Here is a 16,846-nt window from a genome sequence, read left to right as displayed (position 1 = left end):
TCAAAAATGCTAAAGCTGAACATATGTAGGCTGTTGTGCATACGGTAAAGTGAAGGAGATTAAGAAAGGAGTCGGTTTTATGTCGGAAAAACAAGCTAAACCACCATTATTATTTATTTCAAATCCAATACAGTCAGAACCTGAAGCAAAAGCTCAGAAGCAATATTATAGTTTAGAGGAGACACCATCATCTGAATCTGAAAGTGGTGCTACAGACGCAACCAGTAAACGTCGGAAATTTCATGAGATGACGATTGATGAAAAACTGAAATATATGACGGATATGCCAGCGATTATGCCAAAGATGAAATGTGAAGTGATCACGTCTAATCAAACATATGTAGGAACTGTCGAACAATGTGATGACGAACAGCTTGTGATTCGTACCGTCGAACAGGGTTTCAAAGTTAATATGAAACGAGAAAATATTAAAGATGTTCGATTGAAAGGTTTTTAATTTAATTAAAAAAGAGCTGCTTACGAAAAGCAGCTCTTTTTTGGTTTATCCAAGTGTATTCATAGCTGGTAAGCAAGTGACGTGGCAGAAGCAATCGAGATCTACTGTGATACAAATGCCCGTCGCGCGTAAATTGCCTGTTTTTTGTTTAGTTGGATCGACACAGCCTGGTTGTGTGTCTGATGGGTCACGTAATAATTCAAGAGTGGCGCAGTTGTCGCGACCAACATCATTGACTCTGAAGAAGAAACTATCTAGAACGGTATGGTTCTGATCATTGCGTACCCCGAAACCTCTGAATGGTTCGCATTTGCAGTAAAGTAAAACTGGGACCGTATCCAGATTGTTCGGTGCAGTTGTATCACCTCGTAAGTCTTGAATGGATTGTTCACATCCGATATCGCAATCATCATCTACGATATCATCTTGCGCGTCGACGATTTGTCGTAAAATATCAGCAACGCAGTTCTTATCATCTTTTTGATGATGCCCCTGTTCATCGCAGCAAGACATAAGCAAGCTCCTTTCTAAAATAGTCTTTTGACTAAGGTTACGTTAATAATGTATGCCCATATCGAATGACGGTGTGGGCGTTTGACTGAGTTTTACTAGGAATTTGTTTTGTCATTGTCGGGCACTTACCTACGCTAATAAAAGGACATTTGCATAGACTAATTAATGCAAGATACATCGGGAGAGGAGTGAACTTATGGGCCAATCAAAAAAAGAAATTCATGTAAATGATTTGATTATTCGAGCAGAAAATGTCGTAGTTGAGCCTACAGAAAAACAGTCACAGCCATGGATTGGTCGTGAAGTGAAGAGCGAACATCATCATGAAGCGGACACAATAAAAGGGGAAGAAGACGAATTAGATGATGATCATCATGATAAACGACCGCCTTTTTCATGGATTTAAATGAACAGAGGAACTCGCCGACATTAGGTGAGTTCCTCGTTTTATGAGTATAGCGATTTAGTTTTTAAATTAGTGGCTTTAGTTTTGAAATAAATGGAGTCAGTTATCTCAATAGTCATAGCATTTATCTCAAAAATAAGACGAATTATTTCATTAATACTTCCTCTACAGTCATAAAATTTAAAGAAATTACGAATATTCTATTTATAAATCGGGTATAGAAGTAGTAAGGAAGGAGTTGGTCGTATGGGTTACATTTTACCGGTTGATCAATATCAATATCAGCGGTATCAGCAACGTGTGACAGCTGAAAATCGTGTGCCATATATGGTTGAGCGTCCATTCGGTGTTGAACTTGATACGAAACGTAAGCAAGCATTTGAGTACGCAGAAGATCGTAAACAAATGAGTAAGCGCTACCAAAACAACTCCAAAGATGATCAGACACAAAATGCTGAACAAGCTGAAACGATGCAATTATACACCCCTGACAATGTTCATCATCCGGCAAATTTAAGAAATTTTAAAGATTTGACAGGAAAAGGACAGTTCTTTAGCGAAAGTATCTAATTGAGTGCTAGGCTAAGGAAAGGACTTAAATTATGAAGATGACTCAAATTAATGAACATTGTTATTATTCTCAAAGCTCCGTCAATGTGGGGTACGTGCATGAAGGTGATCAAGGCTTATTAATAGATGCTGGTATTGATGCCTCGGCGATTCGAAAGGTCGTAAGGCAACTTGATGAACAGGGGCTACCAGTGACGCATTTATTTATAACTCATGCCCATGCAGACCACTTTGGCGGAGCTAGTTATTTACATAAACATTATAATGTAAAAATTATTGCTCCCCCGTTAGAGGCATCAATCATGCAACATCCTATACTAGAACCAATGTATTTATTCCAAGGAACCACACCACCTGATGAAATTCGTAATAAATTTTTGGAAGGACCTCCGATTGATGTTGATTTGATTGTTGATGAAGGCAGGCATACGATCGATGGAATTGAGTTAGACTGTATTTTAACACCGGGCCATAGTTATCACCAGTTAGCGGTTGCAACACACGATGTGTTATTTGCGGCTGATAGTTATTTTGGTGAAAAAGAGCTTCATAAACATAAAATTCCGTTTTTAACATGTGCTCATGATACGATTCATAGCCTTGAAAAGTTAAAAACGACGAATTATAGTGGAGCAATTCCTGGCCACGGCAAATTTGAAGAAGATTATCACGACACACTTGAAGCCAATATCGCTTATCATCGCTCTGTCCTAAAAGCTTTATATGAAATGGTACGAATCTCACCACATGGGCTATCCTTAGAAGATGTCGTTTCATACATGTGTGCTCGTTTTAATGTGAATGCAGAGCAATTATCTCAATACTTATTGTTTCGCACAGCTGTCGGTGGTTATGTGAAAGCCTTAATGGACGATGGCGATCTTCACTGTGAAATAGAAAATTATCGGATCATGGTGAAAGCCTCATCATAAGAAACCTGGTTAGTATGGCATCACATACAAGCCGGATTTTTGTGTCCATTCGGCATACATAACCTGGTGGATCTCTAAATCTTGTCGTTTCAATTCTTCCTTAACTTGGTGTTTGTCCCAAACAATTTCTTTTAAATTTTCGGTAACCAATTCACCGTCAGTAATGATCGTAATTGGTAATTCGACTGGTCGTGGTGTTTGATTAAATTGCTCATTAGTTGGCGATTGGTGGATATATTTTTTAAGGACGTTAATACTGCCATTCGTTTCAAACACAGCATATTCTACTTCTTGAATTGAAAACACACCTTCATCTCTTATTAGATGCATGAGTTGATTCATATCAAGTTTAGCTTTTTTCATCACATCTTTTTGAATTTGTCCCCTTCTAATAATAAGGGAAGGAGAGCCTTCCAATATCTTTCGTGTACGCCTGAATTTATTAGTAACCCACTCTGTCACATAAATTAAAATACCCCAAAGTGCAACAGCGAACAAAATCATGCCTACGCCGACCTCTTGATCAAATAAGGCATTTCCGACGAGTTCACCTAAAACAAGAGCTGAAATAAAATCGAATGCTGTAATTTGAGTGATTTGGGATTTACCTAGTAATTTTGTTAAAACAAAAAGCGCAATAAAGCCTATGCATGATTCGATCAATATACTTAAAAAGTCCAATTTTTGTGACACCTCCCATTTCAATTAGTTCTTATTATGGAAGGTGAATTGACTTTCATACATGCATGAAACAAGATCAGTTGAAACAAACTATACGAAAAAGTTTGTTGAGAGGATGAAGGCTATGCAAGGTAAAATGACCTTAGGGCTTGTGATCTTAGCTATCGTTTTAATGGTGGCATGGTTAATGTATCATTGGCTGATTTAATATAATTCATGAAAGAATAAGAATGACTATTTTCTATAATGAATAGCAATAAAAAAAGCTGGCAATTAAGCCAGCTTTTTGTGTTATAAATCTTTTATCATGGTGACATGAGGAATACCTGCATCCATGAATTCTTCTGAGACGACTTCATAGCCAAGTTTTTCGTAAAATTTAATGGCGTATGTTTGTGCATTTAATTTTGCCTTTGAAAAACCTTTTTCGCGAATAGCATCTTCCATGGCAAGAATAATATCGCGCCCATAACCATTACCGCGTTCCTCATTCAAGACAGCAATTCTTTCAAGCTTGCCGTATTCATCAACGAAGCGGAGGCGACTAGCTGCAACGGGGCGACGTTCCATGGTGTAGCCGACAAAGTGAATGGCATGATCATCAAACTCATCCATCTCCTCATCAAAAGGAACTTTTTGTTCTTCAACAAAAACCACTTTTCGAATATCGAACGCTTCGTCTTTTTCTCGTATTGTTTCGATTGGTTTGATCTTAAGCATCGTTATTTATCCCTCGCCTAACTTAAATGTTTCGTGGACAGTCCATGAACCGTCTTCTAATTGATATAACAATTGGAACCGATCTACCGTATCGTATAAATCAAATGATAGCATTTTTAAACTACCATAAACATCGGAATGTTCGTCTTCTGATAATTCTTGACTAATCGTAATATGAGGGACGAACTTAAATTCACGATTATCTGGGAATGGCTCCTCATGCATTTTTTCGTTTAAATAGGTGAGCTGATCATGATCATCGACACGTAAATAAATGGTTTCTGTTGTCGGGCTGAATGAGCTCACTCGTCCTATATGAATATCAAAAGGCTTAACCTTTTTCGCTAATTCACTGCAAGCCTTTTCGATTTCCTTAATTTCTTCTTGTGTTGCTTCAAAGCTCTCTTTTAATGTGATATGCGGTGGAATTAACGAATAACGTGGGTCATAGCGCTTTCGGTAGGAGTTTGCTTCGTCTTGTATTTCTTTAGATGGAAAAATGGCAATACCATAAGTTACGGGTGTCATGATTAAATCCCTCCATTAAATTTCAAAATTTCTTGTTTTAAACTCCGAATTAAACTGCTTTTTTAGCTATAAACTTTATTATAACAGAAAAAGGGTATAAAAATCGCCCTTTATTTGTGCTTATTTTCCAAAAATATATTCAATAGCATTGGGTAGGTCTTTTTGCCATTGCTTCCATGTATGTTTACCCTTTAATTCTTTATATTTATAATCTGAAACGCGTTCTTCTAATAGTTGGTTTAGTTTGCGATTCGGATTTAAAAAATCTTCAATATCGCCGTATGTTGTTTCTACTTTTTCTTCATCTAAACCAATTGTATGGTAGATCGACATGGTATCAATTTCGCTACTATCTTTAACAAGTTGTTCGATTCGTTCATCTGTAAAAGGAGACTGCATAATGACTTTTCCAAATGTGTTCGGGTATTTTAAAGCGGTCATGAGTGAAACTGTGCCGCCGAGTGAGTCGCCCATTAACACACGACAAGACTTAACATGATAGCTAGGTAGCTCCTTGTCCAAAATAGGCACGACTTCAAAACGTAAAAATTTCATATAATTTTCCTGCATCTCACTATCTGGATGATACTTATGCCAGCGGTCGTCCCGGTCTTGATAGTGAATGCCGCAGAAAATCGTGTTCTCAATTTTACCTTCTGCATGAAGGTTGTCACTGACGCGGGCGAGACGTCCGAGTTGATAATAATCATCACCATCTTGCACAATACACAGATAATATTTATATAAAGGTGAATAATTTTCAGGGCGATAAATACTAAGTGTAAATGTTTCATTCATATATTCACTTTCGATTTCGCGTTCGATCATTGAGCCATCTCTACCCAATCGAAACCCTCCAGTTCTAATAGATTAAATGATGTAAGGCCACACTGGATGCTTATATTTTACCATATTATACAAAATTCGCGAACTTTTTCGATTTGTCCAAATTCTTTCGCATGGTATACTTAAACAAAGGAGGCAATAATCATGGCAGAACATTTTAGTCATATTCCAAGTGATCAAATTGAACAAGCCGCACGGGAAGCGTTAGAAAATCGTGGGGTCACTATCCATAGTATTGCAGAAATTGTATATGAAATGCAAAAACCTTATAATCCGTCGCTATCATTTGATTATTGTATCGATAGTGTCAATCGTGTATTGGATAAACGGGAAATTCAACATGCATTATTAGTTGGCATTGAATTAGATCGGCTTGCTGAACAAGGGGAATTATCAGAACCCCTTCAATCTTTAGTCGAGCAAGATGAAGGGCTGTTCGGAGTCGATGAAACAATCGCATTTGGTGCAGCGCTTGGTTATGGTAGTATTTCTGTAACCACTTTTGGTCATTTAGATAAAGAGAAAAAAGGTATTATAAAAGATCTTGATTCTAAAGTAGGTGGCCAATGTCACACCTTTTTAGATGACATGGTAGGAAGTATTGCAGCTAATGCATCGAGCCGTATTGCTCATCGATTACGCGATTCTATTGATGGGCTTAGTGAAGAAGAAATCGAACAACGTGATCAAGAAGAACGTTTCTAAGGAGGTTCTAATTTGCTAAACAATATTCAAGCTACGAAAACATTAAATGATGGTGTGAAAATGCCAGGTTATGGTCTAGGTGTATATAAAGTATGGGAAGATGATGAAGCAAGTCAAAGTGTACAGACAGCGATTCAACACGGCTATCGTCTAATTGATACCGCCTCGTTTTATGATAACGAAGTGGGGGTTGGTCAAGGAATCAAGGAAAGTGGTGTTAATCGCGATGACTTGTTCATTACCACGAAAGTCTGGAATGATGAACAAGGGTATGATCATACATTGCGTGCGTTTGAGGCGAGCATGAATCGACTAGAACTTGATTATTTAGATTTATATCTAGTGCACTGGCCAGTCAAGAATTACTACCGTGACACTTGGAAAGCCATGGAACGGTTAGTTGATGAAGGGTTAATCCGGTCAATTGGTGTGAGTAACTTCAAACAACGCCATTTAGAAGATTTAATGACGACAGCTAATGTGAAACCGACCGTTAACCAAGTCGAGTACCATCCGCATTTACAGCAACATGATGTTAAAGCATTTTGTGAACAAGAATCGATTCAATTAGAAGCATGGTCACCGCTTAAGCGTGGCGATCTATTTGACGATGAAACGATTCAACAAGTAGCTCAGAAGCATGGTAAGACGCCAGCACAAGTTATTTTACGTTGGGACGTCGATACAAATGTGATCACTATTCCGAAATCGGTAAAAGAACACCGTATTGTGGAAAATAGCGATATTTTTGATTTTCAATTGGATAAAGCAGATTTAGACGCGATCAAAGCTTTAAACCGCGACGAACGTGTCGGACCTAATCCTGATCAATTTGGTTAATAATAAACATTTAAATAAGACTGGACTTGAAATAATTTCGAGTCCAGTTATTTAATAAAGAGGTGCAAATTTATGAATTCAGTTTATTTAGTAGAGGGTGCACGTACAGCCTTTACTTCGTTTGGCGGTTCGTTTGTCAATACGAATGCGGTTGATTTAGGTGTTAGAACAGCTGAAGCTGCACTGGAACGAGCGAATGTGTCAGCTGATGCGATTGACCATGTGATTTATGGTAATGTGATTCATACAAGTGAAAATGCGGCTTATTTATCGCGACATATAGGACTAAAAGCAGGTGTTCCACAAGATGTACCTGCTTTAACATTGAATCGTCTTTGCGGCTCAGGGTTGCAATCAGTCGTCTCTGCTGCACAAGAAATTAAGTTAGATGAAGCGAATATTGTGTTAGCAGGCGGAGCAGAGAATATGTCGCAAGCGCCTTTTTCGAATTTCAAACAACGCTTTAAAGGTGTGAAAATGGGCGAGTTATCATTTACGGATACGCTAAATGCCACTTTGACAGATCAGTATACAGGTGAAGGCATGGGGATGACAGCGGAGAAATTATCTGAGCAATATGGAATCTCGCGTGCAGCACAAGATGAATATGCTGCCCAGTCCCACCAGCGTGCTTCTGATGCAGTTGAAAAGGGATATTTTGCTGAAGAAATTATGCCTGTAACGGTCAAAAGTCGTAAAGGAAATATTGAAGTGGAGCAAGATGAACATATCAAACCCGATTCATCACTCGATGTGCTATCAAGTTTGAAGCCTGTGTTTAAACAAGAAGGAACAGTGACAGCAGCGAATTCATCTGGTATTAATGACGGTGCATCAAGTGTAGTAGTAGCCGGTGAGAAAGCTGTTCGCGATCATGGCCTAGTCCCAATTGCTGAAATAAAGTCCTGGCACGTGGCTGGTGTTGATCCGACAGTAATGGGAATTGGTCCTGTGCCTGCCATTCAGGGCGCTTTGAAGAAGGCTGGTTTAACACTTGATGATATGGACTTGGTTGAAGTAAATGAAGCATTCGCAGCGCAGTATTTGGCAGTGGAAGCCGAGCTCGGTTTAGACCGAAACAAAACGAATGTTAACGGGGGTGCGATCGCATTAGGGCATCCTGTCGGTGTAAGTGGTACACGCGTCTTGTTGACCGCTGCTTATGAGTTGAAACGTCGTGGTGGCAAATACGCGGTTGTTAGCTTATGTATTGGCGGCGGCCAAGGTATTGCGATGGTTATTGAGAATCAATAATTATAAATGATGGAATCCGTACTAGGATAACCTCACTGAGAAATGTTTGTATTCATCAATCAATAAGTCTATTTAAAGGATCAAATATTGATTGTGTTATAAATTAAAAGTAGCAAAAAGTAAAAAAATAGTTAACATAATGTCAGAATTTTGTTAATATAAATTTAACAAGCAAATAATTTTAATGTAACAAAGCTAGGGGTGCCATTTAAATGGCTGAGAGGAATAATTCCGACCCTTTGAACCTGATCTGGTTTGGACCAGCGTAGGGAAGTCTAGTTGCTCGGAGTTTATTGGATTGTGAATTACATCCATATTTATCCAAGTCAACCACTTTCTTATGTCTGGTATAAGAAAGTGGTTTTTTATTTGGAAAATGACGTCATTCAGCTAGATTAATCGTTATTTTCTAAATTAAATATAAAACGATCTTGGAGGGATAAGGTATGAAGTTTTCAGATTTACTAAGGAAAGAGACGAATCATATTTGGGAAGCGAACTTTAATCACCCTTTCATTAAAGGAATTGGGGATGGGACGTTACCGATTGAATGTTTTCGTTATTATGTCATGCAAGATGCTTATTACTTATCACATTTTGCTAGGATTCAATCATTAGGTGGGACGAAAGCTAATGACTTTTACACAACGAGCCGTATGGCAGCACATGCACAAGGAACTTATGAAGCGGAATCAGAGCTTCATCGTCATTTTTCAGAAAAACTAAATATTACTGAAGAAGAGCAGGAAAACTTTGAGCCAGCATTAACAGCGTACGCTTATACGTCTCATTTATATCGAGCTGCATACCAAGGTCATTTGGGTGATATTATTTCGGCAATATTACCTTGCTATTGGATCTATCAAGAAATTGGCGACAAGCTTAAATACTTTCAACCTGATGTTCCTATTTATCAAGAGTGGATTAATGCTTATGGTGGCGATTGGTTTAAAAAGTTAGTCGAAGAACAAATCAACCGTCTTGATGAAATTGCTGAAAAAGTTACAGAAGCTGATCGTCAACTTATGAAAAAACATTTCACGATTAGTTGCCATTACGAATTAGCATTTTGGGATATGGCTTATAACTTAGAAAAATGGCCAGCACAATCTGAAATAATAAAATCTTAGGATTCTAGTAGTTCTAGTTTAATAAAGTAATAAGGTGTATCAACGAATGGAGGAATGAATGATGCAAGATTCATTAGTTATTGCAGGTGAAGAATTAAATAGTCGGTTGTTTGTTGGGACTGGGAAGTTCGCTGATCATAGCAAAATGAAAGAGACCCTACAAGAATCCCAATCAGAAGTCGTTACAGTAGCGGTACGTCGAGTGGATTTAAGTGGGTCAGATCACTACATCTTAAACGATATTCCAGATCACATGACGTTAATGCCAAACACATCAGGTGCTCGGTCAGCTGAAGAAGCGATTCGTATTGCTCGTTTAGCGAAAGCTTCTGGGATGGGGAATTGGATTAAGATAGAAGTGATCACAAACAGTAAGTATTTACTTCCGGATAATGAAGAAACGATTAAAGCAACGGAATCACTAGTTAAAGAGGGGTTTGTTGTTCTTCCTTATATGAGTCCTGATCTAATGGCAGCTAAACGACTAGAAGAAGCTGGAGCAGCAACAGTAATGCCATTAGGTTCGCCAATTGGATCGAATCGTGGTATTCGAATGAAAGAAATGATCCAAATCATGATTGAGGATATTAACGTACCTATTGTTATTGATGCTGGAATTGGTCGTCCTTCTGAAGCGGCAGAAGCAATGGAAATGGGGGCAGATGCTGTTTTAGTTAATACAGCAATTGCAACAGCAAAAGACCCAGTCGCTATGGCTAAAGCTTTTGACTTAGCTGTTCAAGCAGGTCGCTCGGCGTATATGTCTGGAATAGGTGCATCATCAACAAACGCTAAGGCATCTTCTCCTCTTACAGGATTTCTACACTCTTAAAAAAGGATGATTTATCGTGAGTTTTTATAACGTATTAGAGAAAGTCAATCAACTTCCTTTAGAAGACATGTTGGAAAATGTCACACAACAAGATGTGGAACAAGTACTACAAAAAGACCGAATTAATGAAGAAGATTATTTTGCTTTATTATCTCCGGCAGCTGAACTTTATTTAGAAGAAATGGCTCAAAAAGCACATCAACTAACTATTCAGCATTTTGGTAATACCATGCAAATCTTCTTACCCCTTTATGTATCAGATTACTGTGTTAATACATGTCAATATTGTAGTTTCAGTGTTGAAAACGATTTCCCGCGTCGTATTTTAACCATGACGGAGCTAGAAGAAGAGGCGAAAGTTATTGCAGATATGGGAGTTGAACATATTATCATTCTATCTGGTGAATCGATGATGCACTCGTCTGTAAAATATATTCAACAATGTATGAAAGTGCTTAAGAAATACTTTTCTTCAGTGGGCTTAGAGGTTCAACCGATGGATACTGAACAGTACCAAGAGATTGTTAATAGTGGTGTCGATAATTTGACCGTTTATCAAGAAGTTTATGATGAAGAAATTTACCGTCAATTACACACAAAAGGTCCGAAGCGTTTTTTTAAATATCGATTGGACACACCTGAACGGGGCTGTGAAGCAGGAATGCGAGCTGTTTCTATTGCAGCACTATTAGGGTTGAATGATTGGCGTCGTGAAAGTTATATCACGGGATTACATGCGCAATATTTACAACAAAAATACTTAGACGTAGAAGTCGGCGTAGCATTTCCAAGAATTCAGCCGAATGCGGGCAGTTTCCAACCTAAAGTAGAAGTAACAGACAAAAATTTAGTTCAAGCAATGATTGCTTATCGAATTTTTCAACCTCATTCTGGAATCACCGTTTCCACAAGAGAACGCCCAGAGTTTCGAGAGCAAATTTTACCGCTCGGTCCGACGAAAATGTCAGCAGCATCATCAACTGTTGTCGGTGGTTATAATGAACCTAATAACACACAAAGTCAGTTTGAAATTTCTGATGAACGTTCAGTAGACGAAGTTAAAGAAATGTTATTGAAGCATAACTATCAACCAGTCATGAAAGATTGGCAGCTGATTTAGATGACTGAAGGTATCCATTTAATTTCGAATGGTAAACAATCTTTAGAAGAATTTATAAAAGTCTCAAAAGCAGTTTCCCCTTATGTTAACTATATTCATATAAGAGAAAAACATCGTACAGATGATGAACTAGTTGAGTGGATAAGTGAATTAGTGAAAAACGACATTTCGAAAGGTCAGCTCGTCATGAACGAGCGTGTTGAATTGGCAGTTCGAACTGAAATTAAGGGCGTCCAATTAACTGATCATAGTGAAGATGTATCTTCTGTTCGAATGAAGTACCCTAATCTATTAATTGGTCGGTCAGTCCATTCAGTTGAGGAAGCTCAAGATGCAGCTATTAGTGGGGCAGACTATGTCATTTTTGGACATATCTTTAAGACTAATTCAAAGCCTGGTTTACTTCCGCGTGGTTTGGAACAATTAGGACATTTAATTAAGTCTGTTGATATCCCAGTCATCGCGGTTGGTGGAATCACACCAAAACGAGTGGAAAGTGTTATGACCTATGGTGCTAGTGGTGTAGCTATTATGTCAGGTTTAATAGATTCAGAAAAACCAATAGAAGAGGCGAAACATTTTTTAGGAGGTGTTCGTGATGGTTCTTCACGTTAATGGTGAAAAGCGTGAATTATCGAATGATATTCAAACAATTTCTGATTTACTAAATCATTATAAATTAACTGATAAAAAAATCATTGTTGAGCTAAATGCTAATATTGTTGATCCAAGTCAGCATATTGAAACCCTAATACAGGATGGTGATCGAGTTGAGCTCGTTCACTTTGTTGGCGGTGGTTGATGGAAGGGGGTCATCGAATGTGGGAACGATACTCAAGACAAATTCTATTTGACGGGATTGGTGAAGAAGGTCAGCGAAAGTTACAGAATAAGCATGTGTTAATTGTTGGAGCGGGTGCATTAGGAACAGGTAATGCAGAAGTGTTAACGCGTTCAGGCGTTGGTCGAATAACCATTGTTGATCGTGATTACGTTGAAATAAGTAATTTACAAAGGCAGCAGCTATACACTGAGCGTGATGCAATCGACAGAATACCTAAAGCAATTGCAGCCCAAAAAAGGTTACGCGAAATTAATCCTAACGTTGAAGTGAACGGGAAAATCATAGACGTAACCGTAGAAGAGATCGATCAACTAGTTTCTGATGTTGATTTAATGATTGATGCAACCGATAATTTTGATATTCGTTTTTTAATTAATGATACTGCACAAAAACATCGTATTCCATGGATCTATGGAGGGTGTGTCAGTAGTTACGGGCTGAGTTTTACTATTATACCTGGTGAAACACCATGTTTGAGTTGTTTACTAGAAACGATACCGCTCGGTGGTGCGACGTGTGATACTGTTGGCGTCATTTCACCAACGGTTCAGATGGTCGTTGCCTATCAAACAGTTGAAGCGATGAAAATTTTAGTTGAAGATTTTGAATCAGTACGTCGGAAATTAGTTTCCTTTGATTTATGGAATAATGAACAGTCTACCCTTGATGTTAGTCGTTTGAAAAAAGAAGGTTGTCCATCGTGTGGAGAGTCTCCGGTTTATCCATATTTATCATATGAAAACCAGACGAAAACAGCAGTGCTTTGTGGGCGCAACACAGTACAAATTCGCCCACCTAAGAAAATTGATCGTGATTTACACGCTCTAGTTAAACAGTTAGAAAAGCAGGGAGGAACCATTGAACAAAATCCATTTTTAGTGACCTATCATTATGTAGATAGGCGTGTTGTATTTTTCAAAGATGGGCGTGTGTTAATTCACGGAATGAAGGATATCGTTGAAGCTAAAAAAATCTATCATCAACTATTAGGTTAATAGGGAGGAATAAGTGTGACAGTAGTAAAAGCATTAACGATCGCTGGTTCTGATTCTGGTGGCGGAGCTGGGATTCAAGCGGATTTAAAAACCTTTCAAGAATTAAAAGCATATGGCATGTCAGTATTGACGGCTGTAACAGCTCAAAATACATTAGGCGTACAAGGTGTTTATCCTTTAACAGTCAGCCAGGTTGAAGAACAATTGGATTCAGTTGGAGAAGATTTAAAGCCTGATGCTTTAAAAACGGGGATGTTATTTAGTGCAGAGATTATTGAAGCTGTAGCGAAAAAAATACAACAACACGACATGAATAATGTTGTGGTTGATCCTGTTATGATTGCAAAAGGTGGTGCCAAACTGTTACAAGATGAAGCAATTGATACGATGAAAAAGGACTTAATACCACTTGCAACTATTGTAACGCCAAATATTCCTGAAGCTGAAGTAATCACAGGTTTAACATTAAATACATTAAAAGACCGAAAAGAGGCTGCTAAATGTTTATATCAGTTGGGAGCTCAAAATATTATTATTAAAGGTGGTCATGCTGAAGAAGAAGAAGTGGTCGACCTTATATATGATGGTGAGACGTTTACACAATTAATAAATGAACGTAGGTATACAGCAAATACACACGGTACAGGATGTACATTTGCAGCAGCGATTGCAGCTGAACTTGCAAAAGGAGTTAATGTTATAGATGCCGTTCGTGTTGCAAGGGAGTTTACTCAAGTTGCGATTGAAGATGATTTAAACATTGGATCTGGTCAAGGACCAACGAACCATTGGGCTTATCAAAGTAGGAGAGAAAAAGTATGATCGAACAACAATTGGCATTATATCTAGTTATGGGTAGTCAAAATTGTAAACATGATCCTGTTGAGACGTTAGAGAAAGCTATTCAAGGCGGTGTGACTTTCTTTCAATTCCGTGAAAAGGGATTAGGCTCAAAGATAGGTAAAGAAAAGATCGAATTAGGGATTCGCCTTAAAGAGGTTTGTCATCAATATGATGTTCCGTTTATTGTTAATGATGACCTTGAACTCGTTAATGAGTTAGACGCGGATGGGTTACATATTGGCCAAAAAGATGGTGATATGAAGAAAATGAAAGATTCACTTAAAAGCTATCAAATGCTTGGGGTTTCGACTCATAATCTAGATGAAGCTCTTGAAGCTAAAAATCTAGGTGCGGATTATATTGGCGTTGGACCAATGTTTAACACGTTAACTAAAGACGATATCGAGGAAGTAAATGGCCCGATCGTTATTGAAGAAATTAGGGAACAATTGCCGAATGTTCCGCTTGTTGGAATTGGCGGAATTAAACATCATAATGCATCACAAGTTATTGAAGCAGGTGCAAATGGAGTAGCAGTAATATCGGATATTACACAGGCCGAATCGGTGAAAGAAGCTACAGAAAGATTAGTGGGGAAGGTCATTCGGCTGTGATTCTTATTTACGTTAGCTCATTCTGAGTAGAAAAATAGAGGGTCTCAAGAACGACCCTCTTTACCATTCGCTTATACGCGTGTTTTATTAATTTTTTTAATCAGCCTCATGATTGTATGAAATATTGAATGAGGATGTGTGTCAACTTATGAGTGTCTCGTGATCGTAAAATATAATAGAATTAGAGATTATTGAGTGCCTATGATGGGTTAAGACGGTAAATGCGAAGCACGCATTTCCTTATAAATTTCTTTTTTAAATTCTAAAAAGTCATTTGATAACAGTAAATCTTCATTTCTCGGACGTTTAAACGGGATTGTTATTTCCCGTTGAACACTCGTTGGGCGATTCGATAGAACGATGATTCGATCAGACAAAAACAACGCTTCCTCAATATTATGGGTAACAAAAATAATCGAACGTTTATGTTCTTCCCACATGGACAGAAGCCATTGTTGCATGTCCGTTCGAGTGAATTCATCAAGTGCCGAGAATGGTTCATCTAATAAAATTAACGGTTGTGGACTTAAAACACTCCGTATAAAAGAAACACGTTGTTTCATACCACCTGACAGTTCGTGTGGATAGGCATCAGCATAATCAGCTAAACCAGCACGTTCAATCATCTGTAATGCTGTATTTCTGTCACGTTTCCCTTGAATTTCTTGACCGAGTAAAACGTTATCTAAAACTGAACGCCAAGGAAACAAAGATGGTGATTGTGGTGTGTAGCTGACTGAACCAGGTTGATTTTTGATACTTTCATCGTTTAATATAATGTCTCCTGAGGTAGGTGATTCAATGCCACCGATAATCCGAAATAGAGTGCTTTTGCCACTTCCTGATGGCCCTAAAATCGAAACGAACTCTCCTTGATCAATAGAAAAATTTATTTGTTTCAATATTTTTTGTTCGTCGAATGACTGACTGATATTTCTAACATTAAGATGAACCATTTGTATTCCTCTTTTCTGATGCTTGCCAACGTATGATGCGCTTTTCTAGCCAAACGATAAGCATAAAGAATAATAAACTAATGAACACAATAATGAATATTGCGACGAAAACTCGGTCTGCTCTGAACGATGATGAGGCAAGCGTCATATAAACACCCAATCCATTGTTAGCTCCAAGCCATTCGGAAATAACAGCCCCCATCACGCTATAAGTTGCGGAAATCTTCAGGCCAGAGAACAGTGAAGGCAGTGCACTTAGCCATTCCAATTTCCAAAACATTTGCCGCTTAGTTGCTCCGGCCATTAGCATATAATGACGCAGATCACGGTCCGTTTGCTGCAATCCACCAAGTAGCGAAATAGCGATAGGGAAGAAGCAAACGAGTGTTATGACGATTAATTTCGGTAACATACCAAAGCCAAACCAACCCACGAGCAAAGGTGCTAATACGATAATTGGTATATTCTGCGATAAAATGATCAATGGATACATAGACTGACGGAGTACAGGTATTAAATGAAGGACGGTTGCCACAATAATCCCACTCAAACTACCGACAATAAAACCAATGATAATCAGTTCTACAGTCGCAAAAACATGTTGATTATATTCAGTCCATTCATTTATACCGACTGTAATAATATCGCTTGGAGCAGGAAGAAACCATTTTGGTACGTCAAAGATTACTACACTTAATTCCCAAATGATGAAAAGAAGGATGAGGACCGCAAGTGGTCGCCATCCTTGTTTAATCATATTAAGCATGACGGTGTTTCTCCGTTAATGCGTCCATTGAAGCCCCATCAGGGTAATGAGCGATTTTAACTTGAGATATGACATTAGGACAACCAATCTCAATCATTTTACGGTTAATATCTTCGACGATTGCTAATAACTTATTTAATTCGCCTTCCATTGTTGTTTCAAGTGGCCCCACTTCGTATTTCACACCTGATTCATCAATTACCTTAATCGCCTCATCAACATAAGGGATGACATCATCGTTCGGTCCAGGTGTTTTCGGGATTACTTGAACACTTAATAATGTGTTGGCCATCT

At 38.2% G+C, this 16,846-nt stretch carries 24 protein-coding genes and 1 riboswitch; of the genes, 16 read left to right on the top strand and 8 right to left on the bottom strand.

The window, feature by feature from the left end; genetic code table 11:
* The first annotated feature begins 79 nt into the window (after window positions 1-79).
* A complete protein-coding gene (locus J2S77_RS11250) occupies window positions 80-457 on the top strand; it encodes a CotO family spore coat protein (RefSeq protein ID WP_306977417.1) in 378 nt (125 codons plus the stop codon).
* A gap of 45 nt (window positions 458-502) precedes the next feature.
* On the opposite strand, the gene J2S77_RS11245 is transcribed toward J2S77_RS11250, so the two are convergent.
* Window positions 503-970 carry a CotY/CotZ family spore coat protein gene (locus J2S77_RS11245; protein ID WP_306977415.1) on the bottom strand — a complete coding sequence of 156 codons (468 nt, stop codon included), beginning with the start codon at window positions 968-970 and terminating at the stop codon, window positions 503-505.
* A gap of 196 nt (window positions 971-1,166) precedes the next feature.
* On the opposite strand from J2S77_RS11245, the gene J2S77_RS11240 reads away from it, so the two are divergent.
* From J2S77_RS11240 to J2S77_RS11230, 3 genes are all read left to right on the top strand, one after another.
* Window positions 1,167-1,376: a hypothetical protein gene (locus J2S77_RS11240; protein ID WP_306977412.1), complete on the top strand. Its 210-nt coding sequence runs from the start codon at window positions 1,167-1,169 to the stop codon at window positions 1,374-1,376.
* A gap of 246 nt (window positions 1,377-1,622) precedes the next feature.
* Window positions 1,623-1,946 carry a hypothetical protein gene (locus J2S77_RS11235; RefSeq protein WP_306977411.1) on the top strand — a complete coding sequence of 108 codons (324 nt, stop codon included), beginning with the start codon at window positions 1,623-1,625 and terminating at the stop codon, window positions 1,944-1,946.
* Window positions 1,947-1,978: 32 nt separating this feature from the next.
* The gene (locus tag J2S77_RS11230) at window positions 1,979-2,878 is read left to right on the top strand and encodes an MBL fold metallo-hydrolase (protein ID WP_306977409.1); all 900 of its coding nucleotides are present in this window, start codon (window positions 1,979-1,981) and stop codon (window positions 2,876-2,878) included.
* Between the two features lie 9 nt (window positions 2,879-2,887).
* On the opposite strand, the gene J2S77_RS11225 is transcribed toward J2S77_RS11230, so the two are convergent.
* On the bottom strand, window positions 2,888-3,559 hold the full coding sequence (locus tag J2S77_RS11225; protein WP_306977408.1) for a DUF421 domain-containing protein: 672 nt from the start codon (window positions 3,557-3,559) through the stop codon (window positions 2,888-2,890).
* Between the two features lie 61 nt (window positions 3,560-3,620).
* On the opposite strand from J2S77_RS11225, the gene J2S77_RS11220 reads away from it, so the two are divergent.
* Window positions 3,621-3,767: a hypothetical protein gene (locus J2S77_RS11220; RefSeq protein ID WP_306977403.1), complete on the top strand. Its 147-nt coding sequence runs from the start codon at window positions 3,621-3,623 to the stop codon at window positions 3,765-3,767.
* Between the two features lie 83 nt (window positions 3,768-3,850).
* Here J2S77_RS11220 and J2S77_RS11215 read toward each other — a convergent pair whose 3' ends face one another.
* From J2S77_RS11215 to J2S77_RS11205, 3 genes are all read right to left on the bottom strand, one after another.
* Window positions 3,851-4,279 (bottom strand): GNAT family N-acetyltransferase, encoded by a 429-nt coding sequence (locus tag J2S77_RS11215; RefSeq protein WP_306977401.1) that lies wholly within the window; start codon window positions 4,277-4,279, stop codon window positions 3,851-3,853.
* Between the two features lie 6 nt (window positions 4,280-4,285).
* Window positions 4,286-4,807: a YjcG family protein gene (locus tag J2S77_RS11210; protein ID WP_306977400.1), complete on the bottom strand. Its 522-nt coding sequence runs from the start codon at window positions 4,805-4,807 to the stop codon at window positions 4,286-4,288.
* Window positions 4,808-4,927: 120 nt separating this feature from the next.
* Entirely contained in the window at window positions 4,928-5,653 is a 726-nt protein-coding gene (locus tag J2S77_RS11205) for an alpha/beta hydrolase (protein WP_306977398.1), read from the bottom strand.
* A 144-nt stretch (window positions 5,654-5,797) separates the two neighbouring features.
* Here J2S77_RS11205 and J2S77_RS11200 point away from each other — a divergent pair, with 144 nt between their 5' ends.
* The 11 genes from J2S77_RS11200 (at window position 5,798) to thiE (ending at window position 14,830) form a co-directional block, all read left to right on the top strand.
* Entirely contained in the window at window positions 5,798-6,358 is a 561-nt protein-coding gene (locus J2S77_RS11200; protein ID WP_306977396.1) for a phosphatidylglycerophosphatase A family protein, read from the top strand.
* A gap of 12 nt (window positions 6,359-6,370) precedes the next feature.
* A complete protein-coding gene (locus J2S77_RS11195; protein ID WP_306977394.1) occupies window positions 6,371-7,198 on the top strand; it encodes an aldo/keto reductase in 828 nt (275 codons plus the stop codon).
* A 72-nt stretch (window positions 7,199-7,270) separates the two neighbouring features.
* Entirely contained in the window at window positions 7,271-8,452 is a 1,182-nt protein-coding gene (locus tag J2S77_RS11190) for a thiolase family protein (protein WP_306977393.1), read from the top strand.
* A 187-nt stretch (window positions 8,453-8,639) separates the two neighbouring features.
* Window positions 8,640-8,741: riboswitch (TPP riboswitch) on the top strand.
* 157 nt (window positions 8,742-8,898) lie between these two features.
* Entirely contained in the window at window positions 8,899-9,582 is a 684-nt protein-coding gene (tenA, locus tag J2S77_RS11185; RefSeq protein ID WP_306977391.1) for a thiaminase II, read from the top strand.
* A gap of 61 nt (window positions 9,583-9,643) precedes the next feature.
* Complete coding sequence (locus tag J2S77_RS11180; protein WP_306977389.1) at window positions 9,644-10,414, top strand: thiazole synthase; 771 nt, start codon at window positions 9,644-9,646, stop codon at window positions 10,412-10,414.
* Window positions 10,415-10,430: 16 nt separating this feature from the next.
* Window positions 10,431-11,534 (top strand): 2-iminoacetate synthase ThiH, encoded by a 1,104-nt coding sequence (gene thiH / locus J2S77_RS11175; protein WP_306977387.1) that lies wholly within the window; start codon window positions 10,431-10,433, stop codon window positions 11,532-11,534.
* Window positions 11,535-12,149, top strand: a complete 615-nt coding sequence (locus tag J2S77_RS11170) for a thiamine phosphate synthase (RefSeq protein WP_306977385.1) — start codon at window positions 11,535-11,537, stop codon at window positions 12,147-12,149.
* Window positions 12,133-12,336: a sulfur carrier protein ThiS gene (gene thiS, locus J2S77_RS11165; protein ID WP_306977383.1), complete on the top strand. Its 204-nt coding sequence runs from the start codon at window positions 12,133-12,135 to the stop codon at window positions 12,334-12,336. The genes J2S77_RS11170 and thiS overlap by 17 nt, the downstream gene beginning before the upstream one ends.
* Window positions 12,337-12,353: 17 nt before the next feature.
* The gene (locus J2S77_RS11160; RefSeq protein ID WP_306977381.1) at window positions 12,354-13,373 is read left to right on the top strand and encodes a thiazole biosynthesis adenylyltransferase ThiF; all 1,020 of its coding nucleotides are present in this window, start codon (window positions 12,354-12,356) and stop codon (window positions 13,371-13,373) included.
* A gap of 15 nt (window positions 13,374-13,388) precedes the next feature.
* Window positions 13,389-14,195 (top strand): bifunctional hydroxymethylpyrimidine kinase/phosphomethylpyrimidine kinase, encoded by an 807-nt coding sequence (gene thiD, locus J2S77_RS11155; protein WP_306977379.1) that lies wholly within the window; start codon window positions 13,389-13,391, stop codon window positions 14,193-14,195.
* On the top strand, window positions 14,192-14,830 hold the full coding sequence (thiE, locus tag J2S77_RS11150) for a thiamine phosphate synthase (RefSeq protein ID WP_306977378.1): 639 nt from the start codon (window positions 14,192-14,194) through the stop codon (window positions 14,828-14,830). Before thiD ends, thiE begins: the two co-directional genes overlap by 4 nt.
* Before the next feature lie 209 nt (window positions 14,831-15,039).
* On the opposite strand, the gene J2S77_RS11145 is transcribed toward thiE, so the two are convergent.
* The 3 genes from J2S77_RS11145 to J2S77_RS11135 are packed head-to-tail and all read right to left on the bottom strand — an operon-like array spanning window position 15,040 to window position 16,844.
* The gene (locus J2S77_RS11145; protein ID WP_306977376.1) at window positions 15,040-15,786 is read right to left on the bottom strand and encodes an ABC transporter ATP-binding protein; all 747 of its coding nucleotides are present in this window, start codon (window positions 15,784-15,786) and stop codon (window positions 15,040-15,042) included.
* The gene (locus J2S77_RS11140; RefSeq protein WP_306977374.1) at window positions 15,773-16,552 is read right to left on the bottom strand and encodes an ABC transporter permease; all 780 of its coding nucleotides are present in this window, start codon (window positions 16,550-16,552) and stop codon (window positions 15,773-15,775) included. Before J2S77_RS11140 ends, J2S77_RS11145 begins: the two co-directional genes overlap by 14 nt.
* Window positions 16,545-16,844 (bottom strand): thiamine-binding protein, encoded by a 300-nt coding sequence (locus J2S77_RS11135; RefSeq protein WP_306977373.1) that lies wholly within the window; start codon window positions 16,842-16,844, stop codon window positions 16,545-16,547. The genes J2S77_RS11140 and J2S77_RS11135 overlap by 8 nt, the downstream gene beginning before the upstream one ends.
* Window positions 16,845-16,846: the final 2 nt, after the last annotated feature.

The sequence above is a fragment of the Alkalibacillus salilacus genome (assembly GCF_030812915.1).
GTDB lineage: Bacteria > Bacillota > Bacilli > Bacillales > Alkalibacillaceae > Alkalibacillus > Alkalibacillus salilacus.
This window is presented reverse-complemented; position numbering and strand designations above follow the sequence as displayed.